General features: G+C 65.2%; 21 protein-coding genes. 3 read left to right on the top strand and 18 right to left on the bottom strand.

Annotated elements, in window-relative coordinates:
• Nucleotides 1–49: 49 nt before the first annotated feature.
• The 4 genes from ACIP02_RS09530 to ACIP02_RS09515 all read right to left on the bottom strand — a co-directional run bounded on the left by ACIP02_RS09530 (nt 50) and on the right by ACIP02_RS09515 (nt 2,069).
• A complete protein-coding gene (locus ACIP02_RS09530; RefSeq protein ID WP_010952556.1) occupies nt 50–517 on the bottom strand; it encodes a VUT family protein in 468 nt (155 codons plus the stop codon).
• A gap of 196 nt (nt 518–713) precedes the next feature.
• Nucleotides 714–908 (bottom strand): DUF1289 domain-containing protein, encoded by a 195-nt coding sequence (locus ACIP02_RS09525; RefSeq protein ID WP_085624170.1) that lies wholly within the window; start codon nt 906–908, stop codon nt 714–716.
• Nucleotides 901–1,425, bottom strand: coding sequence for a gamma carbonic anhydrase family protein (locus ACIP02_RS09520; protein ID WP_400615556.1), 525 nt, complete (start codon nt 1,423–1,425; stop codon nt 901–903). Before ACIP02_RS09520 ends, ACIP02_RS09525 begins: the two co-directional genes overlap by 8 nt.
• A gap of 44 nt (nt 1,426–1,469) precedes the next feature.
• On the bottom strand, nt 1,470–2,069 hold the full coding sequence (locus ACIP02_RS09515; RefSeq protein WP_201207893.1) for a CoA pyrophosphatase: 600 nt from the start codon (nt 2,067–2,069) through the stop codon (nt 1,470–1,472).
• Nucleotides 2,070–2,192: 123 nt separating this feature from the next.
• On the opposite strand from ACIP02_RS09515, the gene ACIP02_RS09510 reads away from it, so the two are divergent.
• Both ACIP02_RS09510 and ACIP02_RS09505 read left to right on the top strand, forming a co-directional pair.
• On the top strand, nt 2,193–2,744 hold the full coding sequence (locus tag ACIP02_RS09510) for an NUDIX hydrolase (protein WP_400615554.1): 552 nt from the start codon (nt 2,193–2,195) through the stop codon (nt 2,742–2,744).
• Between the two features lie 22 nt (nt 2,745–2,766).
• Nucleotides 2,767–3,321, top strand: a complete 555-nt coding sequence (locus tag ACIP02_RS09505) for a murein L,D-transpeptidase family protein (RefSeq protein ID WP_400615552.1) — start codon at nt 2,767–2,769, stop codon at nt 3,319–3,321.
• 55 nt (nt 3,322–3,376) lie between these two features.
• On the opposite strand, the gene ACIP02_RS09500 is transcribed toward ACIP02_RS09505, so the two are convergent.
• From ACIP02_RS09500 to ACIP02_RS09435, 14 genes are all read right to left on the bottom strand, one after another.
• Entirely contained in the window at nt 3,377–3,577 is a 201-nt protein-coding gene (locus tag ACIP02_RS09500) for a hypothetical protein (protein ID WP_400615550.1), read from the bottom strand.
• Nucleotides 3,578–3,698: 121 nt separating this feature from the next.
• Nucleotides 3,699–3,992 carry a hypothetical protein gene (locus tag ACIP02_RS09495; protein WP_400615547.1) on the bottom strand — a complete coding sequence of 98 codons (294 nt, stop codon included), beginning with the start codon at nt 3,990–3,992 and terminating at the stop codon, nt 3,699–3,701.
• A gap of 114 nt (nt 3,993–4,106) precedes the next feature.
• Nucleotides 4,107–4,766 carry a hypothetical protein gene (locus tag ACIP02_RS09490; protein ID WP_400615545.1) on the bottom strand — a complete coding sequence of 220 codons (660 nt, stop codon included), beginning with the start codon at nt 4,764–4,766 and terminating at the stop codon, nt 4,107–4,109.
• Nucleotides 4,763–5,149, bottom strand: coding sequence for a type II secretion system protein GspM (gene gspM / locus ACIP02_RS09485; protein WP_400615542.1), 387 nt, complete (start codon nt 5,147–5,149; stop codon nt 4,763–4,765). The genes ACIP02_RS09490 and gspM overlap by 4 nt, the downstream gene beginning before the upstream one ends.
• The gene (locus ACIP02_RS09480) at nt 5,146–6,222 is read right to left on the bottom strand and encodes a GspL/Epsl periplasmic domain-containing protein (protein ID WP_400615539.1); all 1,077 of its coding nucleotides are present in this window, start codon (nt 6,220–6,222) and stop codon (nt 5,146–5,148) included. Before ACIP02_RS09480 ends, gspM begins: the two co-directional genes overlap by 4 nt.
• Complete coding sequence (locus ACIP02_RS09475) at nt 6,219–6,809, bottom strand: prepilin-type N-terminal cleavage/methylation domain-containing protein (protein ID WP_400615536.1); 591 nt, start codon at nt 6,807–6,809, stop codon at nt 6,219–6,221. Before ACIP02_RS09475 ends, ACIP02_RS09480 begins: the two co-directional genes overlap by 4 nt.
• Nucleotides 6,810–6,955: 146 nt before the next feature.
• A complete protein-coding gene (locus ACIP02_RS09470; protein WP_400615534.1) occupies nt 6,956–7,324 on the bottom strand; it encodes a type II secretion system protein GspI in 369 nt (122 codons plus the stop codon).
• Nucleotides 7,321–7,752, bottom strand: a complete 432-nt coding sequence (gene gspH / locus ACIP02_RS09465; protein WP_400615532.1) for a type II secretion system minor pseudopilin GspH — start codon at nt 7,750–7,752, stop codon at nt 7,321–7,323. Before gspH ends, ACIP02_RS09470 begins: the two co-directional genes overlap by 4 nt.
• 3 nt (nt 7,753–7,755) lie before the next feature.
• A complete protein-coding gene (gspG, locus tag ACIP02_RS09460) occupies nt 7,756–8,190 on the bottom strand; it encodes a type II secretion system major pseudopilin GspG (protein WP_013971171.1) in 435 nt (144 codons plus the stop codon).
• A gap of 17 nt (nt 8,191–8,207) precedes the next feature.
• Nucleotides 8,208–9,410, bottom strand: coding sequence for a type II secretion system inner membrane protein GspF (gspF, locus tag ACIP02_RS09455; protein WP_400615529.1), 1,203 nt, complete (start codon nt 9,408–9,410; stop codon nt 8,208–8,210).
• A 3-nt stretch (nt 9,411–9,413) separates the two neighbouring features.
• On the bottom strand, nt 9,414–10,862 hold the full coding sequence (locus ACIP02_RS09450) for a GspE/PulE family protein (protein ID WP_400615527.1): 1,449 nt from the start codon (nt 10,860–10,862) through the stop codon (nt 9,414–9,416).
• The gene (gene gspD, locus ACIP02_RS09445; RefSeq protein WP_400615525.1) at nt 10,862–12,625 is read right to left on the bottom strand and encodes a type II secretion system secretin GspD; all 1,764 of its coding nucleotides are present in this window, start codon (nt 12,623–12,625) and stop codon (nt 10,862–10,864) included. Before gspD ends, ACIP02_RS09450 begins: the two co-directional genes overlap by 1 nt.
• A gap of 3 nt (nt 12,626–12,628) precedes the next feature.
• Nucleotides 12,629–13,054 carry a pilus assembly protein PilZ gene (locus ACIP02_RS09440; RefSeq protein ID WP_400615523.1) on the bottom strand — a complete coding sequence of 142 codons (426 nt, stop codon included), beginning with the start codon at nt 13,052–13,054 and terminating at the stop codon, nt 12,629–12,631.
• Entirely contained in the window at nt 13,051–14,691 is a 1,641-nt protein-coding gene (locus ACIP02_RS09435; RefSeq protein WP_400615521.1) for a lipoprotein UxpA, read from the bottom strand. Before ACIP02_RS09435 ends, ACIP02_RS09440 begins: the two co-directional genes overlap by 4 nt.
• A gap of 224 nt (nt 14,692–14,915) precedes the next feature.
• Between ACIP02_RS09435 and ACIP02_RS09430 the strand changes: the two genes are divergently transcribed.
• Nucleotides 14,916–16,991, top strand: coding sequence for a PhoX family protein (locus tag ACIP02_RS09430; RefSeq protein WP_400615518.1), 2,076 nt, complete (start codon nt 14,916–14,918; stop codon nt 16,989–16,991).
• Nucleotides 16,992–17,053: the final 62 nt, after the last annotated feature.

The raw sequence follows: 17,053 nt of genomic DNA, 5'->3' as shown, positions 1-17,053 counted from the left end.
GCGCCAGGCTTGGCGCCACCCGCTGAAAAAGGACCGCTATTCTACACCATCAACCGGCAACGGCAGCCCGCCGGGCGCGAAATGCCATGGCCAGCCACACGGCGGTGACGCCAGCGAATTTCGAGGCCATGGCGGTGCCGATCACCGCTGGGGTCAGGGCGCCAATCATGCCGAAGAAGATGAAGGTATCCACCGGGATGCTCAGCGCCGAACTCAGCCACAGGCGATCGCGCAGTGGCCGACGGGTGATGCTGAACACCAGCCAGTCGATCAGCTCGGAAATGAAGAACGCGGTGGCACTGGCCAGGGCAATGGCCGGCTCCGAGGTGACATAGGACAGCACCAGCGCCACCAGCATGGCGACCAGGGCGCCGTGGCCGAAGCGGGTTTGCACCATGTCACGCAGGATGAACACCAGGCCGCCCCAGGCGGACCAGATGATGTCCAGGTGCGGGGCACTGGAGAAGGCGTAGTTGATCAGCACTACGCTGCTTATGTAGGCAATGAGATAGAACATGGCGGGTAGTCGGTGGGCAAGCCGTACAGATTACCGTCGGCTTGTTCGACAGGCAACGGTACACCCTGTAGGAGCGGCCTTGTGTCGCGATGGGCTGCGCAGCAGCCCCAAAATTTCAGCGCAAGGGCACAAATTGTTGGGGCTGCTAAGCAGCCCATCGCGACGCAAGGCCGCTCCTACAGGGTTTTGCATCGGCCTAGAGGATGAGGCCGGCCTCTAGTGCCCGTTCATGGCAAAGCTTGAGCACCGCCCGGCGCTCGTCATTGTCCATCCGCCCCCAGCGGCCAATCTCGGCCACGGTACGTTGGCAACCGGTGCAAATGTCCTGCTCGTCCAGCGCGCAAATACTCACGCACGGCGAGGCCACCGGCCGTTCCACAACATCACTCATCGTCAACCACCAACGCCTGCGCATAACGCTGGGCATTGTGCACGTAATGTGCGGCGCTGGCTTCCAGCATGCGCTTCTGCTGCTCGGTCAGTTCGCGCACCACCTTGCCCGGCGAGCCCATCACCAGCGAACCGTCGGGGATTTCCTTGCCCTCGGCAATCAGTGCATTGGCGCCGATGATGCAGTGCTTGCCGATGCGCGCGCCGTTGAGGATCACCGCATTGATACCGACCAGGCTGTAGTCGCCCACCGTACAGCCATGCAGCATGGCGTTGTGGCCAACGGTCACACCCTTGCCCAAGGTCAGCGGCGAGCCCATGTCGGTGTGCATCACCGTGCCATCCTGCACGTTGCTGCCTTCGCCGATGTCGATCAGCTCGTTGTCGCCGCGCAGCACCGCACCAAACCATACGCTGGCATTGGCCTGCAGGCGCACGTTGCCGATCAGCGTGGCGTTGGGTGCGACCCAACTGGTGGGGTGGCTTTCGACCCGCAGGTCGCCCAGGCGGTATTTCATGCTTGCTCCTCAGGCTATGACGCAGACGGCGGGGTTGGCCCCGCTCAGTTTTCGATGTAACGCTCCGGGGGCTGGTGCAGGCTGATGCCTGCATCGAACAGCAAGTTGACCAACTCGACGATCATGATCGCCGACAAGCCCCAGATCTTGTATTCGCCATAGCGATAGCTGGGCACATACCAGCTGCGCCCTTGGTAATCGATACGGTGGGTATGGTCACGCGGGTCCTGGCGGAAGAATTCCAGGGGCACGGTGAATACTGCCGCGATCTCGGCATCGTTGGCGCGGTATTCGACGAAGTCGGGGATAACCCCGACGAATGGCGTCACTTTAAGGCCATGCAGCGAAATCAGTGGGCTGAGCGGGCCGATCACTTCGACCAGGCCAGGCGGCAGGCCGATTTCTTCTTCGGCTTCACGCAGCGCAGTAAACACCAGGTCTGGGTCTTCCGGGTCGCGGCGGCCACCGGGAAAGGCCACTTCGCCGCCGTGGGTCGACAAGCCTTTGGCGCGCAAGGTCAAGACCAGTTCGGGCGCTTCGCTGCGGGTAATGGGCAAGAGAACCGCCGCTTCGGGGAACCGTCGGTCGGTTTCCAGTGATGCGGGGTGGTGGTTGCTCATTCGGCGAAGTAGCTCGTCCAGCATTGCGCACGCTCGTATCCAAGGCCTGCCTTGCATGATGCACCAAAGCCGCGAAGCACCCAAGCCCCTGCGCTTGCGGCGGCCCTGCGGCCACGCCAAGATAGCCCTGAACAAAAGGAACCCATCATGAAATTCTGCAGCGCGTGCGGCCAGCCGGTCACCCAGCGGATCCCCGAAGGCGACAGCCGCCTGCGGTATGTCTGCGATGCTTGCCAGACCATCCACTACCAGAACCCCAACATTGTCGCCGGCATACTGCCCACCTGGGGAAGCCAGGTGCTGCTGTGCCGCCGCGCCATCGAACCGCGCCGCGGTTTCTGGACCCTGCCCGCCGGGTTCATGGAAAACGGCGAAACCCTCGAGCAGGCCGCCCGTCGCGAAACCGTCGAGGAAGCCTGCGCCCGGGTCGGGCCGACCAGCCTGTACCAGCTGTTCGATTTGCCGCACATCAACCAGGTACATGTATTCTTCCGCGCCGAACTGGCGGACCTTGCCTTTGATGTGGGTGTCGAAAGCCTGGAGGTGCGGCTGTTCGAGGAACATGAGATACCGTGGGGCGAGCTGGCTTTCCGCACCGTCACGCGCACACTAGAATGCTACTATCGCGACCGCATCGGGCAGCACTACCCTATAGGCCATGAATACCTGCCGCCGATGAACGTTTCGCCCAACACCTAAACGCCTTCAGGGATACCGTTACATGCGCTGGTTGCTTGCCCTTTTCTGCCTTTGCGTTACCTCGGTGTCCCAGGCGGCCTTCACCGAGACCATCGTCCGCAAGCCTCTGTCGCCCGCGCAAGCGCCTACGCAGTCGCAACAGGCCATGCAACCGTTGATCGACAAGGTGCTGGTGATCAAGTCCGAGCGCCGCCTGCAATTGATCAGCCGCGGCGAGCCGCTGAAAACCTACCGCATCTCGCTGGGCAAGCAGCCCAAGGGCGCCAAGGAGCGCGAGGGCGACAAGAAAACCCCCGAAGGCCTGTACTGGCTGGACTGGCGCAAGCAGAGCGACCGCTTCAACCTGGCCATGCACATCAACTACCCGAACATCAGTGATGCGGCCCGCGCCACGCGTGAAGGGGTGAGTGCCGGCAGCATGATCATGATTCATGGCACGCCGCTCAACGATGACTACCCGGAGTGGTACTTCCATACCTTGGACTGGACGGATGGGTGTATTGCCATGCGTAACCGCGACATGCAAGAGGTGTGGGATTTGGTGCGGGACGGGACGTTGATCGAGATTCGGCCTTGAGGCTGAAGTGAAAAGCTATGGCAGACCCGGCAACCTGAATGGAGTTACCAAGTAATCAGCCCACGCGTGGCAACAGGGTAACCAAAGCAAATACCATCAGCGCCAACCCGGCACCCAGGGTAAAGGGCAGCCAGACCTTGAATGGGTGGGCACGCACTGACTGGCGCATTTCTGCATGGAAAGCTGCTACATCAGCATGCAATTGCGCCAACTCGGTTGCGGGGTCGAAGGGAGAAGCTGGACGCCGTGTCGACATGGATCATCCTCAATTGCAAAAAACAGGGCACAGAAACAACAGCCCAACGGGGGAAACTCTGAGCGGACCATAGCAAGAATTCAAGTCTACCGAGACAGAGCACGGGTGGACGTCAGCATGGTCAGCGGCTCAGAAAAGTAAACAATGCGACGAGTGCAGTGACCAGTCCTGCGCTAACCGCGAATGGATAAAGCATCGACTCACGCCGCATTTTTTCCTCTTCGGTTTTCAGTTTGCGGGTCTCCGCCATAAATTTGCGTATTTCCACTGAAAGCCTTTCTAGCTCAATGTATTCACGCTCATCTCTTTTCATGAGTTGTCCTGTCGTGTGGCAGGCAATACCGGCTTGCTGTGCACCGGCGAGCCACTTGGTCGGGTCGATGAAAATACACCCAATTGGAGTGAATTCATTCACCCGGGACCAAAAACAGAAGGTTCTGTAGGAAATGGCTGACCTCAGCAACATTGCAGCTTCCCAATAGGCAAATGCAGTACCTGTGACCGCAAGCTTGTTGGTGATAGAACGGGCCTACCAGCGCAAATTCCGCTGCCCTGCCAACGCCTGCGGCCCAAGCCACTGCACCCCGCGCAGCAATGGCGTCAGCTCTGCCTCAGGCTGCAACTCGAACACCATCTGTGCCCGGCGCGCGAGCAAGTCGGCGTCCACGGCCAGTTGATGCTGCCCCTGCTGTGCCAACTGCCCGCGCAGCTGCCAGCCGCTGCGGCAGTCCATTTCCAGCCACCCCTGCCCCAGGCCCAGTGACCACGGTTCGCTCAGGGCAAGGTCGGTCACCGCAATGCGGCCTTCACTGGCGCGGCATTGGCGCCCTGCCCCCTGAATCCGCAATGCCCCCTGCCAATGCCCTGCCAACCGGTAATCCGTCAGCACTGTCGCTTGGGCGCCCACCGCTGCGGCCTCCAGCCGCCAGCGCCAGGGCCAGCCCTCGGCACGCAGTTGCCAGGCCTGGCCCTGAAAGCCCAGCTGTGCGTTTGCCTGCAAGCGCCAAGGCTGCACCGCCCAGCGCAAAGGGCCAACCGGGCCTAACTGTCGCGCCTGGCCATGCCAGAGGCTGCCACTGACTTCCTGCATGGGCAGGCCAAACGCCCGCGCTACCCAATTGGCCGGAAGCTCGACCAACAGCGTGAGTACGAATACCAGCCCAACCCACGCCATTCCCTTGCGGTTCATGGCTGCACCACCAGATCAAAGCGCAGCCCCTTGCCCTCCCGCTCCAGCCCCCACTGCATTGGCTGTGCGCCTTCTGCACGCAGGCTTTGCAGCCAGCCTTGCAAGACGCGCTCATCGGCCACCTGCCCACGCAGCTGCCAGGCCTGGCCCTGCGCATCGACTTCGGCCAGTTCGATCTGCAGGGCCTGGGCCGACTGGCGTAACCGCTCCAGGTTCAGCCCCGGGCCGCCTTGCAGGCTGGCCGCCTGTTCGGCCAGCCCGCGCCATTGACTAAGTTCGCGCCATTGCGCAATGCCGGCGCGCAGGGCCAGGAAGGCCAGTAACAGGGCAATCAGTGCCCAGGCGAATGCCAGACGGTGGCGCTGCAGCCAATCGCGGTTCATGAGGCGGCTCCGAGGTCAAAGATCACTTGGCCAGCTTGACCCTGCACCGTGGCGCCAGCGGCAGCCGCCATGTCCTGCCAGGGCGGAGCATAGCCCTCGCCCTCCAGGCGCAGGTGCCAACGCTGGCCATCAAAGCGCACCGCCTGCAGCTGCCAGCCTGGGTTGTCACGCAGCCAGGCCTGCAAGCGGGTTTGCAGGTCCTCCAGCTGGCGCGTGCGCAGTTGCTGTTGCAATTCGCTTTCCCGCAGGCGCTTGAGCGCCTGTGCAGCATGCCGGGGGCTGGCGTGCTCGCCGATCACGGCAACGACCTGGCTGCGCCAGAGCTGCGCCTGACGCCATTGCTGGGTCAACCACAGGCCACCCCAGACGGCAGCCAGTAGCAGGCAGGCGGCAAGCAGACGCTGATGCTGGCGGGGCAATACCGGGATTGAGCGCATTTTGCGGGCGCCCTCGAACAGGCCTGGCATTGAGTCGAGGGGTGCCCACGTACTTGGCCAGTCACCGCTCAACGCCAGCCTCTGCAGCGCTGCCCAGGGTTGCTGCGGCACGCTACCCAGCGCATCCGGCCACGCCAGCCAGTGTTGCTGGCCGTCCTCGGTCACCCCCTTGCACAAGGACAACCCGGCAGTGCGCTGCCAGTTCCAGCAGCTGCCTGTTTCCGGCGCTGGCAGTAACTGCAACTCTGCCCAGCAACGTTCCACCTGCAAACCCCAGACAGCACATTGCTCACGCCAGGCGTCCAACTGCTGGCGGGCCACCACCAACAGGCGAAGGTAACCGGGTTCACGGGCCAGGCAGGCGCAAGCCACTTCGTCGGCGGTTTGCAGCAAGCGGTCTTCGAGCAGCAACGGCCACTCCTCGCGCTTGAGCCCGGGCGGGGCCGGCACACGAAAATGGCTGCAGGCTTCGGCAGGCAATACCAGCGCTATACGGGCGCGCAGGTTGGCCGGTGGCTGGCCCTGCCCTTGTTGCTGCAGGGTGCCGCGTTCAACCAGCGCCCAGTGCCAAACCGTGCCCGGCCGTAGCAACAGCCACGGTTGGGCCGGTATGCGCCGCCGCCATTCAAACTTCATGAGCGCCCCCACGGGAGGGCGAAGGTGCAGACATAAGGTGCTCCATCACGCTGCAGTTCCAGGCGCACACCACGGCCGGGGTGCGCCGGTTGATCGGAAGGCCAGGCCAGCCAACGGCCGCCCTGGTAATACAGGACATTCAGGGCGCTGACCCGCTCGAGTTGTTCGCGCTGGACCCAACGGGGGGCGGCGGCGGCGTACAGGTCGGGCGAGCTTTCCAGCAGCAGGCGTTGCTCGCGGGCTTCGAAGCGCAGGCGCTGGCGTTGCAAGCGCGAGCCGCCTTCGGCTTCTGGCAAGCCGGTGCTGGCAACCCACAGCAGCTGGTTGCTGGCGGGTTGCCAGTCCAGCCAGCGGCTGGCCAACGGCAGGCGCTGGTCGTAAACGCGGCGTAGTACCGGGCTGTCGAAGCGGCGCTCCAGGGCCAGGCAAAAGTCCAGAACCGAGGTTTGCTGGGTGGTGACTTGCAGGCGTTCGCGCACCTTGAGCCAGCCGTTGACCAGCGCGGCGAGCATGATGCCGAGGATGGCGGTCAGGGCCAGGGCGACCATGAGTTCGATCAGGGTGAGGCCGGCCTCGCGGTGTTTCATGGCTTGAGCTGCAGGCTGACGGGCATACGCCGCCCCTGTAGGAGCGGGTTCACCCGCGAACACCGGCGAAGCCGGTGCCATACACCGCGGTGCCTGCTTCGCGGGTAAACCCCCTCCTACAGGAATCTCACAGGACCGTGGAGGCGTCATGGGCGCTCCAGAAACACGCTGTACTGGCCCAGTGGCAAACGCTTGTCGCGGTCGGCGAACAGTTGCAATTCACCACGGCGCAGGTCGCGTACGCCGGTGCGACGCAGTTGCAGTTGCCAATGGCACCGCTGGCCACCCTGGCTGAGTTCACCGCCCACCTGGTTTTCCGCAGGCCAGTACTGCTCGACGGCAAAGCGGGTTTGCAGTTCGCGTGCGCACAGCAGGCCAAGGCGGTGCTGTTGCAGGTTGTCCTGCACGGCCAGGCGCTGGCGCAAAACCTGGCTGGTAATCACGGCCAGCACTGCAGCAATTGCCAGCGCCACAGTCACTTCCAGCAGAGTGAAGCCACGTTGGTGCCGCCTCATGGCGTCACCTGCAAGCGGCCATCGCGGCTCCAGGCCCATTGCTGGCTACCCTCGGCCCAACGCCAGCGCACGCTGCCCGGCTGCGCCCAGCCATGCGGGGTGAACAGAAGGCGCGGTTGCGGGCTGGCCGCCCACTCCGGGTGCAGCCCCTTGGGCCAGTCACCGAGCGCGACCGCTTCGAGCACCCAGCCATTGCCCTCACGCCGGACAAACTCCGGGCGCTGGCCATTCCAGCGCAACCCGCGCAATTGCCCGGCATGCCGGGCCAGCGCAGCCTGGCCACGGGTCTCGGCCGCCAGCCGTTGCAGGGCCTGGTCGACACTGGCCTGGCCGCTGCCGAGCCCGGCCACCGCCAGCCCGGTCATCAGCCCGGCAATGGCCAGCACCACCAGTAGCTCGATCAGGCTAAAACCGCGCTGACGACGCACCCGTTACAGTTCCCAGTTACCAAGGTCGGCATCCTGGCCTTCGCCGCCGGGCAGGCCGTCGGCACCCAGCGAGTAGACATCAACCCGCCCATGTTCGCCGGGCATGCGGTACTGGTACGGGGTGCCCCAGGGATCTTCAGGCAGGCGGCGCACGTAGCCGTCACTGCGCCAGGCACGTGGCAGCGGTTCCTGTGCCGGTTTTTTCACCAGCGCGGCCAGGCCCTGTTCACTGCTGGGAAAGCGCAGGTTATCCAGCCGGTACATGTCCAGCGCCTGTTCCAGGGTGGCCAGGTCGGCCATTACCTTCTGCTTCATGGCCTTGTCCTGGTTGCCCAGCACACTGGGCGCGACCACGGCGATCAGCAGGCCGATGATGAAGATCACCACCATGATTTCCATAAGGGTGAAACCGCGCTGGCGGTTGCGTCGATGCTGCATGGCAAAGCTCCTTGTTGTCACAATTGCAGGCCCTGGTTGAGTTGCATGATCGGCAGCAACACCGCCAGTACGATGAACAGCACCACGGCGCCCATCACCAGAATCATCAGGGGTTCGAACAGCGCCATGGCGGTATCGACCTGGCGGGCGAAGCCGCGCTCCTGGTCGTCGGCCACGCGCTCGAGCATGTCGGCCAGGGTGCCGCTGGCCTCGCCGCTGCCGACCATGTTCACCAGCAGCGGCGGGAATTGCTGGCTGGCGTCCAGCGCGCGGTGCAGGCTGGTGCCGCCCTGCACCTGCTGGCGCACCTGTTCCATGGCCAGGCGGATGCGCCGGTTGCCGACGGTTTCGGTGGCCACCTGCAAGGCTTCGAGCAGGGCCACGCCGCTGCCGCTGAGAATTGCCAGGCTGCGCGCCAGGCGTGCGCTTTCCAGCACCTGCAGCAGGCTGCCGATGCGCGGCAGGCGCAACAGCAACTGGTCACGGCGCAGACACCAGTGCGGCTTGCGCAGCAACCAGCCGCCGACCGCACCGAGCACCAACGCCAGCCCCAGCAGCCAGGGCCCGGCGTGCACCAGCCCCTGGCTGAGGCCGATCAGCAACGACGTGATCAACGGCAGGCTCTGCCCGGCGTGGGCGAACTGTTCGGTGAGCTTGGGCACGACGAAGGTCATCAGCCCGACCACCACGGCCAGCGACACGCCCATCAGCACGGCGGGGTAGATCAGCGCAGTACGGGCCTTGTGCTGCTGGCGTTGCACCTGCTCCAGGTGATCGGCCAGCCGCGTCAGTACCTGGGCCAGGCGCCCGGAACGCTCGCCCGCCTCGACCAGCGCGCAGTACAGACCGGTGAACGGTGCCCCCTGACGCGCCAGGCTGCGGGCCAGGCCCAGCCCTTCGGCCAGCGAGCCGCGCAGGGCCACCAGCACACTGTGCAAGGCGGGCTGACGCAGTTGCCGTTCAAGGGTGGCCAGGGCATCGACCAACGGAATACCAGCCCCCGTCAGGGTGGCCAACTGGCGGGTCAGCTCGCACAGCTGGGCGCGGCTCATGCGCTGGCGCCGGGGCTGGCGGGTGCCGACTTCATGACGCTGCAACTGGCGGGCGAACAGGCCCTGCTCACGCAACAGCTGGCGGGCATGGCGTTCGCTGTCAGCCTGCAGGCTGGCCTTGTGCGGTTTGCCGGCGAGGTCCACGGCCTGGTAGCGATAGGTCGGCATGCCTTAGCCCTGCACCACGCGCAGCACTTCGGCCAAGCTGGTTTCGCCGCGCGCCAGGCAATCGCTGGCCATCGCCACCAGGCTCCGCCGACGCCCCGCCAGGTAGTCCTGCATCGCCAGCTCGCTGGCGCCGTCGTACAGCAGGCCGATCAGCCCGGCATCCAGCTCGATGAATTCGTACAGGCCCAGGCGCCCAACGTAACCACTGCCCTGGCAGTGCTCGCAACCCACCGCGTGGTAGCTGCTGCCCAAAGCCGCCAACTCAGGCCACAAGTCACGCTCGGCGGGTTGCAATGGATGCGCCACCGCACAGCTGCACAAGCGGCGAACCAGGCGCTGGGCCAACACCCCGCGCAGGCAGGAAGCGATCAGGAACGGCTCGATGCCCATGTCGCGCAGGCGGGTCACTGCGCCCACGGCGCTGTTGGTGTGCAGGGTAGACAGCACCAGGTGGCCGGTGAGGCTGGCCTGCACGGCGATCTGCGCGGTTTCCTGGTCGCGGATTTCGCCGAGCATGATCACGTCCGGGTCCTGGCGCAGGATCGCGCGCAGGCCGCTGGCGAAGGTCAGCCCGGCGCGCGGGTTGATCGCGGTCTGGCCAATGCCGGCGATGGCGTATTCCACCGGGTCCTCGACGGTGAGGATGTTGCGGCTGCCATCGTTGAGGCTGTTGAGGCTGGCGTACAGGGTAGTGGTCTTGCCCGAGCCGGTCGGGCCGGTGGACAGGACGATGCCGTTGGGCCGTGCCAGGCAACTGCGCAGCCCCTGCAGCACCGCTGCCGGCATGCCCAGGTTGTCCAGGGCCAGCAGGCTGGCCTGCTTGTCGAGCACACGCATCACCACCCGCTCGCCGTGGATGCCGGGCAAAGTCGACACCCGCACATCCACCTCGCGGCCTGCCGCACGCAAGGTAATGCGACCGTCCTGCGGCTGGCGTTTTTCAGCGATGTCCAGGCGCGCCATGACCTTGATCCGCGACACCAGCATGGCCGACAGCGCCCGCGGCGGGCGTAGCACTTCACGCAGGTGGCCATCGACGCGCAGGCGCACCACCAGGCTCTGCTCAAAGGTTTCGATATGAATGTCCGAGGCGCGCAGGCGCAGGGCCTGGCCGAACAGGCCGTTGATCAGGCGGATCACCGGCGCTTCGTCATCACTTTCCAGCAGGTCCTCGATGCGCGGCATTTCGCTCATCAGGCTGTCGAGGTCGACCTGGTCGCCGATGCCTTCGATCAGCGCTTCGGTGGCGGCATCGCCAGCCTGGTACAGCTGGCCAAGGCGCTCGTCGAACAGCGCAGGTTGCAGGTACTCCAGCGTGCTCGGCTGACCATGCACACGCAGCAGTTCCTGCAACTGGGCACTGTCGGCGTCGGCCCGCAGCCACAGCTGCCAACCCTGCTCCGCCGGGGCCATGGCCACCCCGCTCTGGCGGGCCTGACGATAAGCCAGCATCACCAGTCACCGCCTTCCAGGCGTGCGCGGCTGGCGGGGAAAACCTTGAGCAACTGCGAGCTACCCTCGGCAAGGTCCGGCAATTGCAGCGGCGTGGTCTGCTGCAGGGTGCGGTACTTGTCCTCGCTGAGCCCGGCCAGGCTTGGCCCATCGCGCAGGATGCGCGGGCGGATGAACACCATCAGGTTCTGCTTGGTGTTCTTGCTGGCATCGGAGCGGAACAACCGGCCCAGGTAAGGGATATCGCCGAGCAATGGCACACGCTGGTCGCTGGTGCTCAGCTCGTCGCTGATCAGGCCGCCGAGGATCACCAGGCCGTTGTCCTCGACCATGACCTTGGTCTTTATTTCACGCTTGTTGGTGATCACGTCGCTGGCAGCGCTGGATTCGGCAATCGACGACACTTCCTGGACGATGTCCAGGCGCACGCTGTTGTCGATGTTGATCTGCGGCTTGATGCGTAGCTTCACCCCGACTTCCTTGCGCTCGATGGTCTGGTACGGGTTGGCGTTGTTCTGCGTCACCGAGCCAGTCACGAACGGCACTTCCTGGCCCACCAGGATCGACGCTTCGGCGTTGTCCAGGGTCAGCAAGGTGGGCGTGGATAGCAGGTTGAAGCCGCTTTTGCCCTTGAGCGCGTTGACCAGCATGGCGAAGTTGAAACCGCCGCCGAAGTGGCCAATGCCCGCGGTGGCACCGGCGGTGGTAGAGAGCAGATCGCCCAGCGCTTCGTTGTCGCCGCTGGCCGCCGCCCCGGCGATGTTGGCGATGTTCACCCCGTTGCTGCCGAAATTGACGATGCCGGCGCCAAACTTTTCATCGGCGAACAGCCACTGCACGCCCAGCTCCTGGGCGCTGCTGTCGGACACCTCGGCGATGATGGCCTCGACCACCACCTGGGCCCGGCGGATATCCAGTTGCTCGACAATGGCGCGGTAGGCCGCCAGCTCGCGCTCGGGGCCGACCATGACCACGGCATTGGTGCCTTCTTCGTACTCCAGGCGAATGCCCGAGTCATTGGCAACCGGCAGTGGCTGGTCCTTGCCCTGCCCTTCAGCACCGCCGTTGGTCGCGCCTTCGCTGGGCACCGCGCCCTCCTGGCTGAGGCCGCGCAGCACCTTCACCACTTCGCCTGCGTTGGCGTGGCGCAGGTAGATGACCTGGGTACTGCTGCCAGCAGCTTCACTGGGGCGCTCCAACTGCCGAAGCAGGCTGGCGATACGCTCAAGGTTGCTGCGCCAGTCGGTGACAACCAGCTGGTGCGCGGCCGGATAGGGCGTGATCACGCCGACACGCGGGTCGATCAACGGCTTGAGTATGCCCAGCACCTGCTCGCTGGCAGCATTTCGCACACTGAATACTCGGGTAGCCACGCTGTCGCTGCCCTCGCCCTGCTGGCCGGCCGTCTCCACCGGCACCGGCTCCAGGCGAGCGGCCTGGTCGGGAACGATCTTTACGCTGCCGTTGGGCAGGTCGACGGTGGCATAGCCCTGGGCGCGCAACTGGGCCAGGAAGATGTCGTAGATGGCGTCGGCGTCGTGCAGGTCGACAGTGCGCACGGTGACCTTGCCCTTGACCCGCGGGTCGACGATGAAGGTCGTGCCGGTGATGCGCGACACGCTGTCGATGAACTCGCCCAGTTCGGTGTCGACAAAGTTCACCTCATACATCGGCGTCCCGTTTTCATCGAACACCGGTTCTTCGGCGCTGGCCATGGACAAGGCCAGGCTCAAGGCAACCGCCACGCAGTATCTAACAGGCATCGTTCATCCTTGCCGCTTGAAGCCGGTCACGGCAGGGCGTGACGGCCAGGGCAGGCGCTCACGCCGCCCCTGGTTGTTGAAGATCAGGCCATCGCTGTCGATGTCCTGCAGCACGATCCCGGGCGCCAGGCGCTGGCCACGGGCCAGGGTGCGCACCTGTTCGCCATAGCGCAGCACCACCACGCTGGAGGCCAGCGGCTGGGCCCTGAGGCCGCCCAGGTATTGCAGCGGCAGGCGGGTAATGGCGATGGCGCCGTCGTCGTTGGGCGCTTGCCAGTGGCCGACCATCAACCCGGGCAGCGGGCTGTCGGCAGCGGCAGGCGCGGTGGCGGGCTGTGGCTGGCGGCTGAGTTGCAGCACACACTGGGCAGCGAGCCAGCCGGCCAGGGTCAGGCCAGCGCCGGTGAGCAAGCGCGAGGCGAGCCTCACGACGCCAGCTGCCGTGGGTGCCAGCCCGGGTGGCCCTGCACGTAACGCACCTCTGGCAGTTGCAACGGCGCCAGCTGCCAGTCGGTTTTCTGCCGGCCGAGCCAGGCTTCCAGCCGTTGCCACAGCGGCTCGCCGGCCTGGGCCTCGAATTGCAGGCCGAAAGTGCGGCACAGGCCCTGCACCGGTTCCAGCCCGGCGATGCGCTTGCCTTGCGGGCTGTAGCTGACGCGCCAGGCCTGGCCCTGCCAGCGTGGCAGGTCCTGGCTGTTGTCCAGCAGCAGCGGGTCGCCAAACAGTTGCTCGGCGGCGTTCTCCAGCACTTGTTCAACCTGCCGGGCCGGGGCCTCGACCACTGGCGCCGGGTAACCACCGGTAAGGCTGATCAGGTGCTCGCGGGTAATGGAGGCCCCCGCCGGCAGCGGGTAGTCATAGCGCAGGCCAGGCAGCAGCACAGGCATGCTGCTGTCGTCGGCCAAGGCTTGATGCAGCAGGCGGTCCCAGCTGCCGCCGCGGGTGTCGCGGCGCCACAAGGCCTGGGGTGCGCGGGCCAAAGGTTGGTCGAGCCAGGCGGCGTGACCGGCCCGCTGCTGGCGCAGTTGTGCCTGTAGCGGCGCGACACGTAGCTGCGCCGCAGGTGCCAGTTGTTGCTCGAAAGCGGGGAAAAAACGCCCGTCAAACTGCCACAGCCCGGCCACCCGCTGGCAGCGCAGGCGGAAGGCGCCACTGCCGCGGCAACCCGCGAACAGTACCGGTACACGGCGGCCGCTGGCCTGGGTGACCTCGACCGGCGCCGGCCACAGGTCCTGGCCACGGGCGCACAGCAGCACATCGATTTGCGGCACCCGTTCAGCCAGCCACAACCCGGGCCCTGTGCCGACATCGGCCATGGCCACCACCAGGTCGGCTTCACGCCGGGCCTGCTCGAACACCGGCTGTAGCGACTGGTACCACTGTTTGAGAGAGGCTTTCTGATCTTGCGCGTAGGGGTCGGTCACGCCGACCAGCGCAATCCGCGCGCCACCACGCTCGAAGATATGCAGGCTTCCCAGACCCAATGCCTGGCGCTGTTGTTCCGCCAGGCCGGCGCCCAGGGTAATGGCGCTGGCCTGACGGTAGAGGCCCGGGCTGCGTTGCGGCCACAGCACGCGTTCATCGCTGCTGACCCGCGCTTCGATGCCCAGCAACTGGCTGCCCTGCACACCGCTTTCGCCCTGGGTCAGGTAGGCCAGGCCACTGCCGTTCCAGCCCTGGCCGTTTTCCAGGGTCAGGCTGTTGCCGGCACCGGCCTCGCCACGCAGTTGCTCCAGCAGTGCCGCCAGCACCGCATAGCCGCCCAGTTGGGCAGCAGCAGCCTGGCTGGCGTCAAGCAGCGGCGCCAGTTGCGGATAGGCAATGCTGGCACTGCTGCCGGTCATCCACGGCGCGCGGCCTAGGTGGCTGACCGGCCCCAGGCGGGTTGCCGGCACCACGGCCTGGCCAGGCTGGCGGGCATCGAGGGTGTCGGCCACGTACAGCAGGTCGAGGCTGGCATTGCCACCTGGCTGGCCGGGGAATGCGGAGCAGGCGCCAAGCAGCGGCGCCAAGGCCCCGACGCCCATCCAGCCAATCACTTCGCGCCTGTGCACACTGCTCGCCATCGCACCCGCCATCCTTTTCCACACTCATTCAGGGCCCCGGATGTTGCGGCGTTGGCATTACAGTTTGATGGCAGAAATCCGACAGCAATTCCAAATTGATCTGTCTGGCACAAATCTAAGAACCGGCAGTTTTAAAAGCTCGTTAACATTTCTGCCAAGGAATCATCACACTTGCGCCTTAAAGTCGCGGTTTCTTCCAACTCAGCCAACATAAGGACACCCTGATGAGTCGAGATACCGGCGACAACCTGGACCGCAACCCAAGCGGCAACCTGCCGATGGCCACGGTCATGGACGCCTACCTGAGCCGCCGCAGCGTGATGCGCGGCAGCTTGGGCGCCGCCATCGCCATGATCGCCGGTACCGGCCTGACAGGCTGCTTCGACGGCGGTGGGTCCGATCACGATGATCCGGTCACCGAGCCACCGGTAACCGAGCCGCCAGTCACCGAACCGGAAGTGCCGAAACTGGCGCTGGGCTTCCAGTCCATCCCTGGCTCGCGCACCGACGCCTGCGTGGTTGCCGCCGGCTACAGCGCCTATGTACTGGCACCTTGGGGTACGCCGCTGAACAGCAACGGCAACCCGTGGAAATCCGACGGCAGCAACACCTCGACCGACCAGGCCAACGCCATGGGCATGCACCATGACGGCATGCACTTCTTCCCGATCAACGGCAGCTCGGAAGACGGCCTGCTGGCGATCAACTTCGAATACATCGACGCCGCTGCCCTGCACCCGGCCGGCCCGACCACCGATGTCAACGGCAAGCGCCCGGTTGAAGAAGTGCGCAAGGAAATCAACGCCCACGGCGCTGGCGTGGTGCGCCTGCAGAAAGTCAACGGCCGCTGGCAGGTGGTCGACAACGACCCGCTGAACCGCCGCTTCACCACCGCTTCGCGCATGGAAATCACTGGCCCGCTGCGTGGCACCGACCACGTCAAGACCAAGTACTCCACCGCCGGCACCCACTGCCGTGGCACCAACAACAACTGCGGCAACGGCTACACCCCGTGGGGCACCTACCTGACCTGCGAAGAGAACTGGCCGGGGATCTTCGTCAACAAGGGCACCCGCCCTGAAGACCAGCGCCGCATCGGCGTGGGCACTTCCAGCGGCCAGTACAAGTGGGAAAGCGCTGCCGGTGACAGCACCGAAGTAGCCGACGAGTTCGCCCGCTTCGACGTGACTGTGAAGGGCGCCAGCGCCACCGACGATTACCGCAACGAAGCCAGCACCTACGGCTACATCGTCGAGATCGACCCGTACAACAGCAGCACCCTGGCCACCAAGCGCACTGCGCTGGGGCGCTTCCGCCACGAAGGTTGCGCCCCGGGCCTGCCGGTCCCCGGCAAGCCGCTGGTGTGGTACATGGGTGACGACTCGAACAACGAGTACTTGTACAAGTGGGTGTCCACCGCCGTGTGGGATGCCGCCGACGCCACCCCGGCCGACCGCCTGGCCACCGGTGCCAAGTACCTCGACCAGGGCAAACTGTACGTGGCCCGCTTCAACGCCGACGGTACCGGCGTATGGCTGCTGTTGGACGTGGCCACCGCCACTACCGGCGGTAGCACCCTGGGTGCGCTGTACGGCGACCTGCCGGGCATCATCCTCAACACCCGGGGTGCTGGCGATGCCGTGGGCGCCACGCCGATGGACCGCCCGGAATGGACCACGGTCAACCCGCTGAACGGTGATGTGTACCTGACCCTGACCAACAACAGTGCGCGTACCCCGGAAAAGGTCGATGCCGCCAACCCGCGTGGCCCGAACCGCCATGGCCACATCATTCGCTGGCACGACAGCGACGACCAGCTGAGCTTCACCTGGGACATCTTCGTGTTCGGCGCCAACGCTGCCGGTACCGCCGACATCAACCGTTCCGGCCTGACCGAACTGAACCAGTTCGCCAGCCCGGATGGCATGAGCTTCGATAGCCGTGGTGTGCTGTGGTTCGAGACCGACAACGGCGAGACCACCTTGACCGACTACACCAACGACCAGTTGCTGGCGGTAATCCCTACCGACCTGGTGGATGCCAGCGGCAAGCAGGTGCCGGTGAACGCGCAGAACCAGGTGGACCTGCGGCGCTTTTTTGTCGGCCCGAATGACTGCGAAGTGACCGGCATCAGCTTTACCCCGGACAACAAGACGCTGTTCGTCAACATCCAGCACCCGGGGAACTGGCCATATACCGACAAGGCTACCGATGTGACGCCGGCAGGGGCCACGGTGCGGCCGCGGGCTTCGACGGTGGTGATTCAGCGGATTGATGGCGGGGAGATTGGGACCGTCTGATTGACCTGTGCACGGGGGCCGCTTTGCGGCCCAATCGCGACGCAAGGCCGCTCCTACAAGGG

Source organism: Pseudomonas sp. NPDC089408, from assembly GCF_044749445.1.
Classification (GTDB): Bacteria; Pseudomonadota; Gammaproteobacteria; order Pseudomonadales; family Pseudomonadaceae; genus Aquipseudomonas.
The sequence above is the reverse complement of the archived record's forward strand: the minus strand, read 5'-3'. Positions and strand labels throughout refer to the sequence as shown.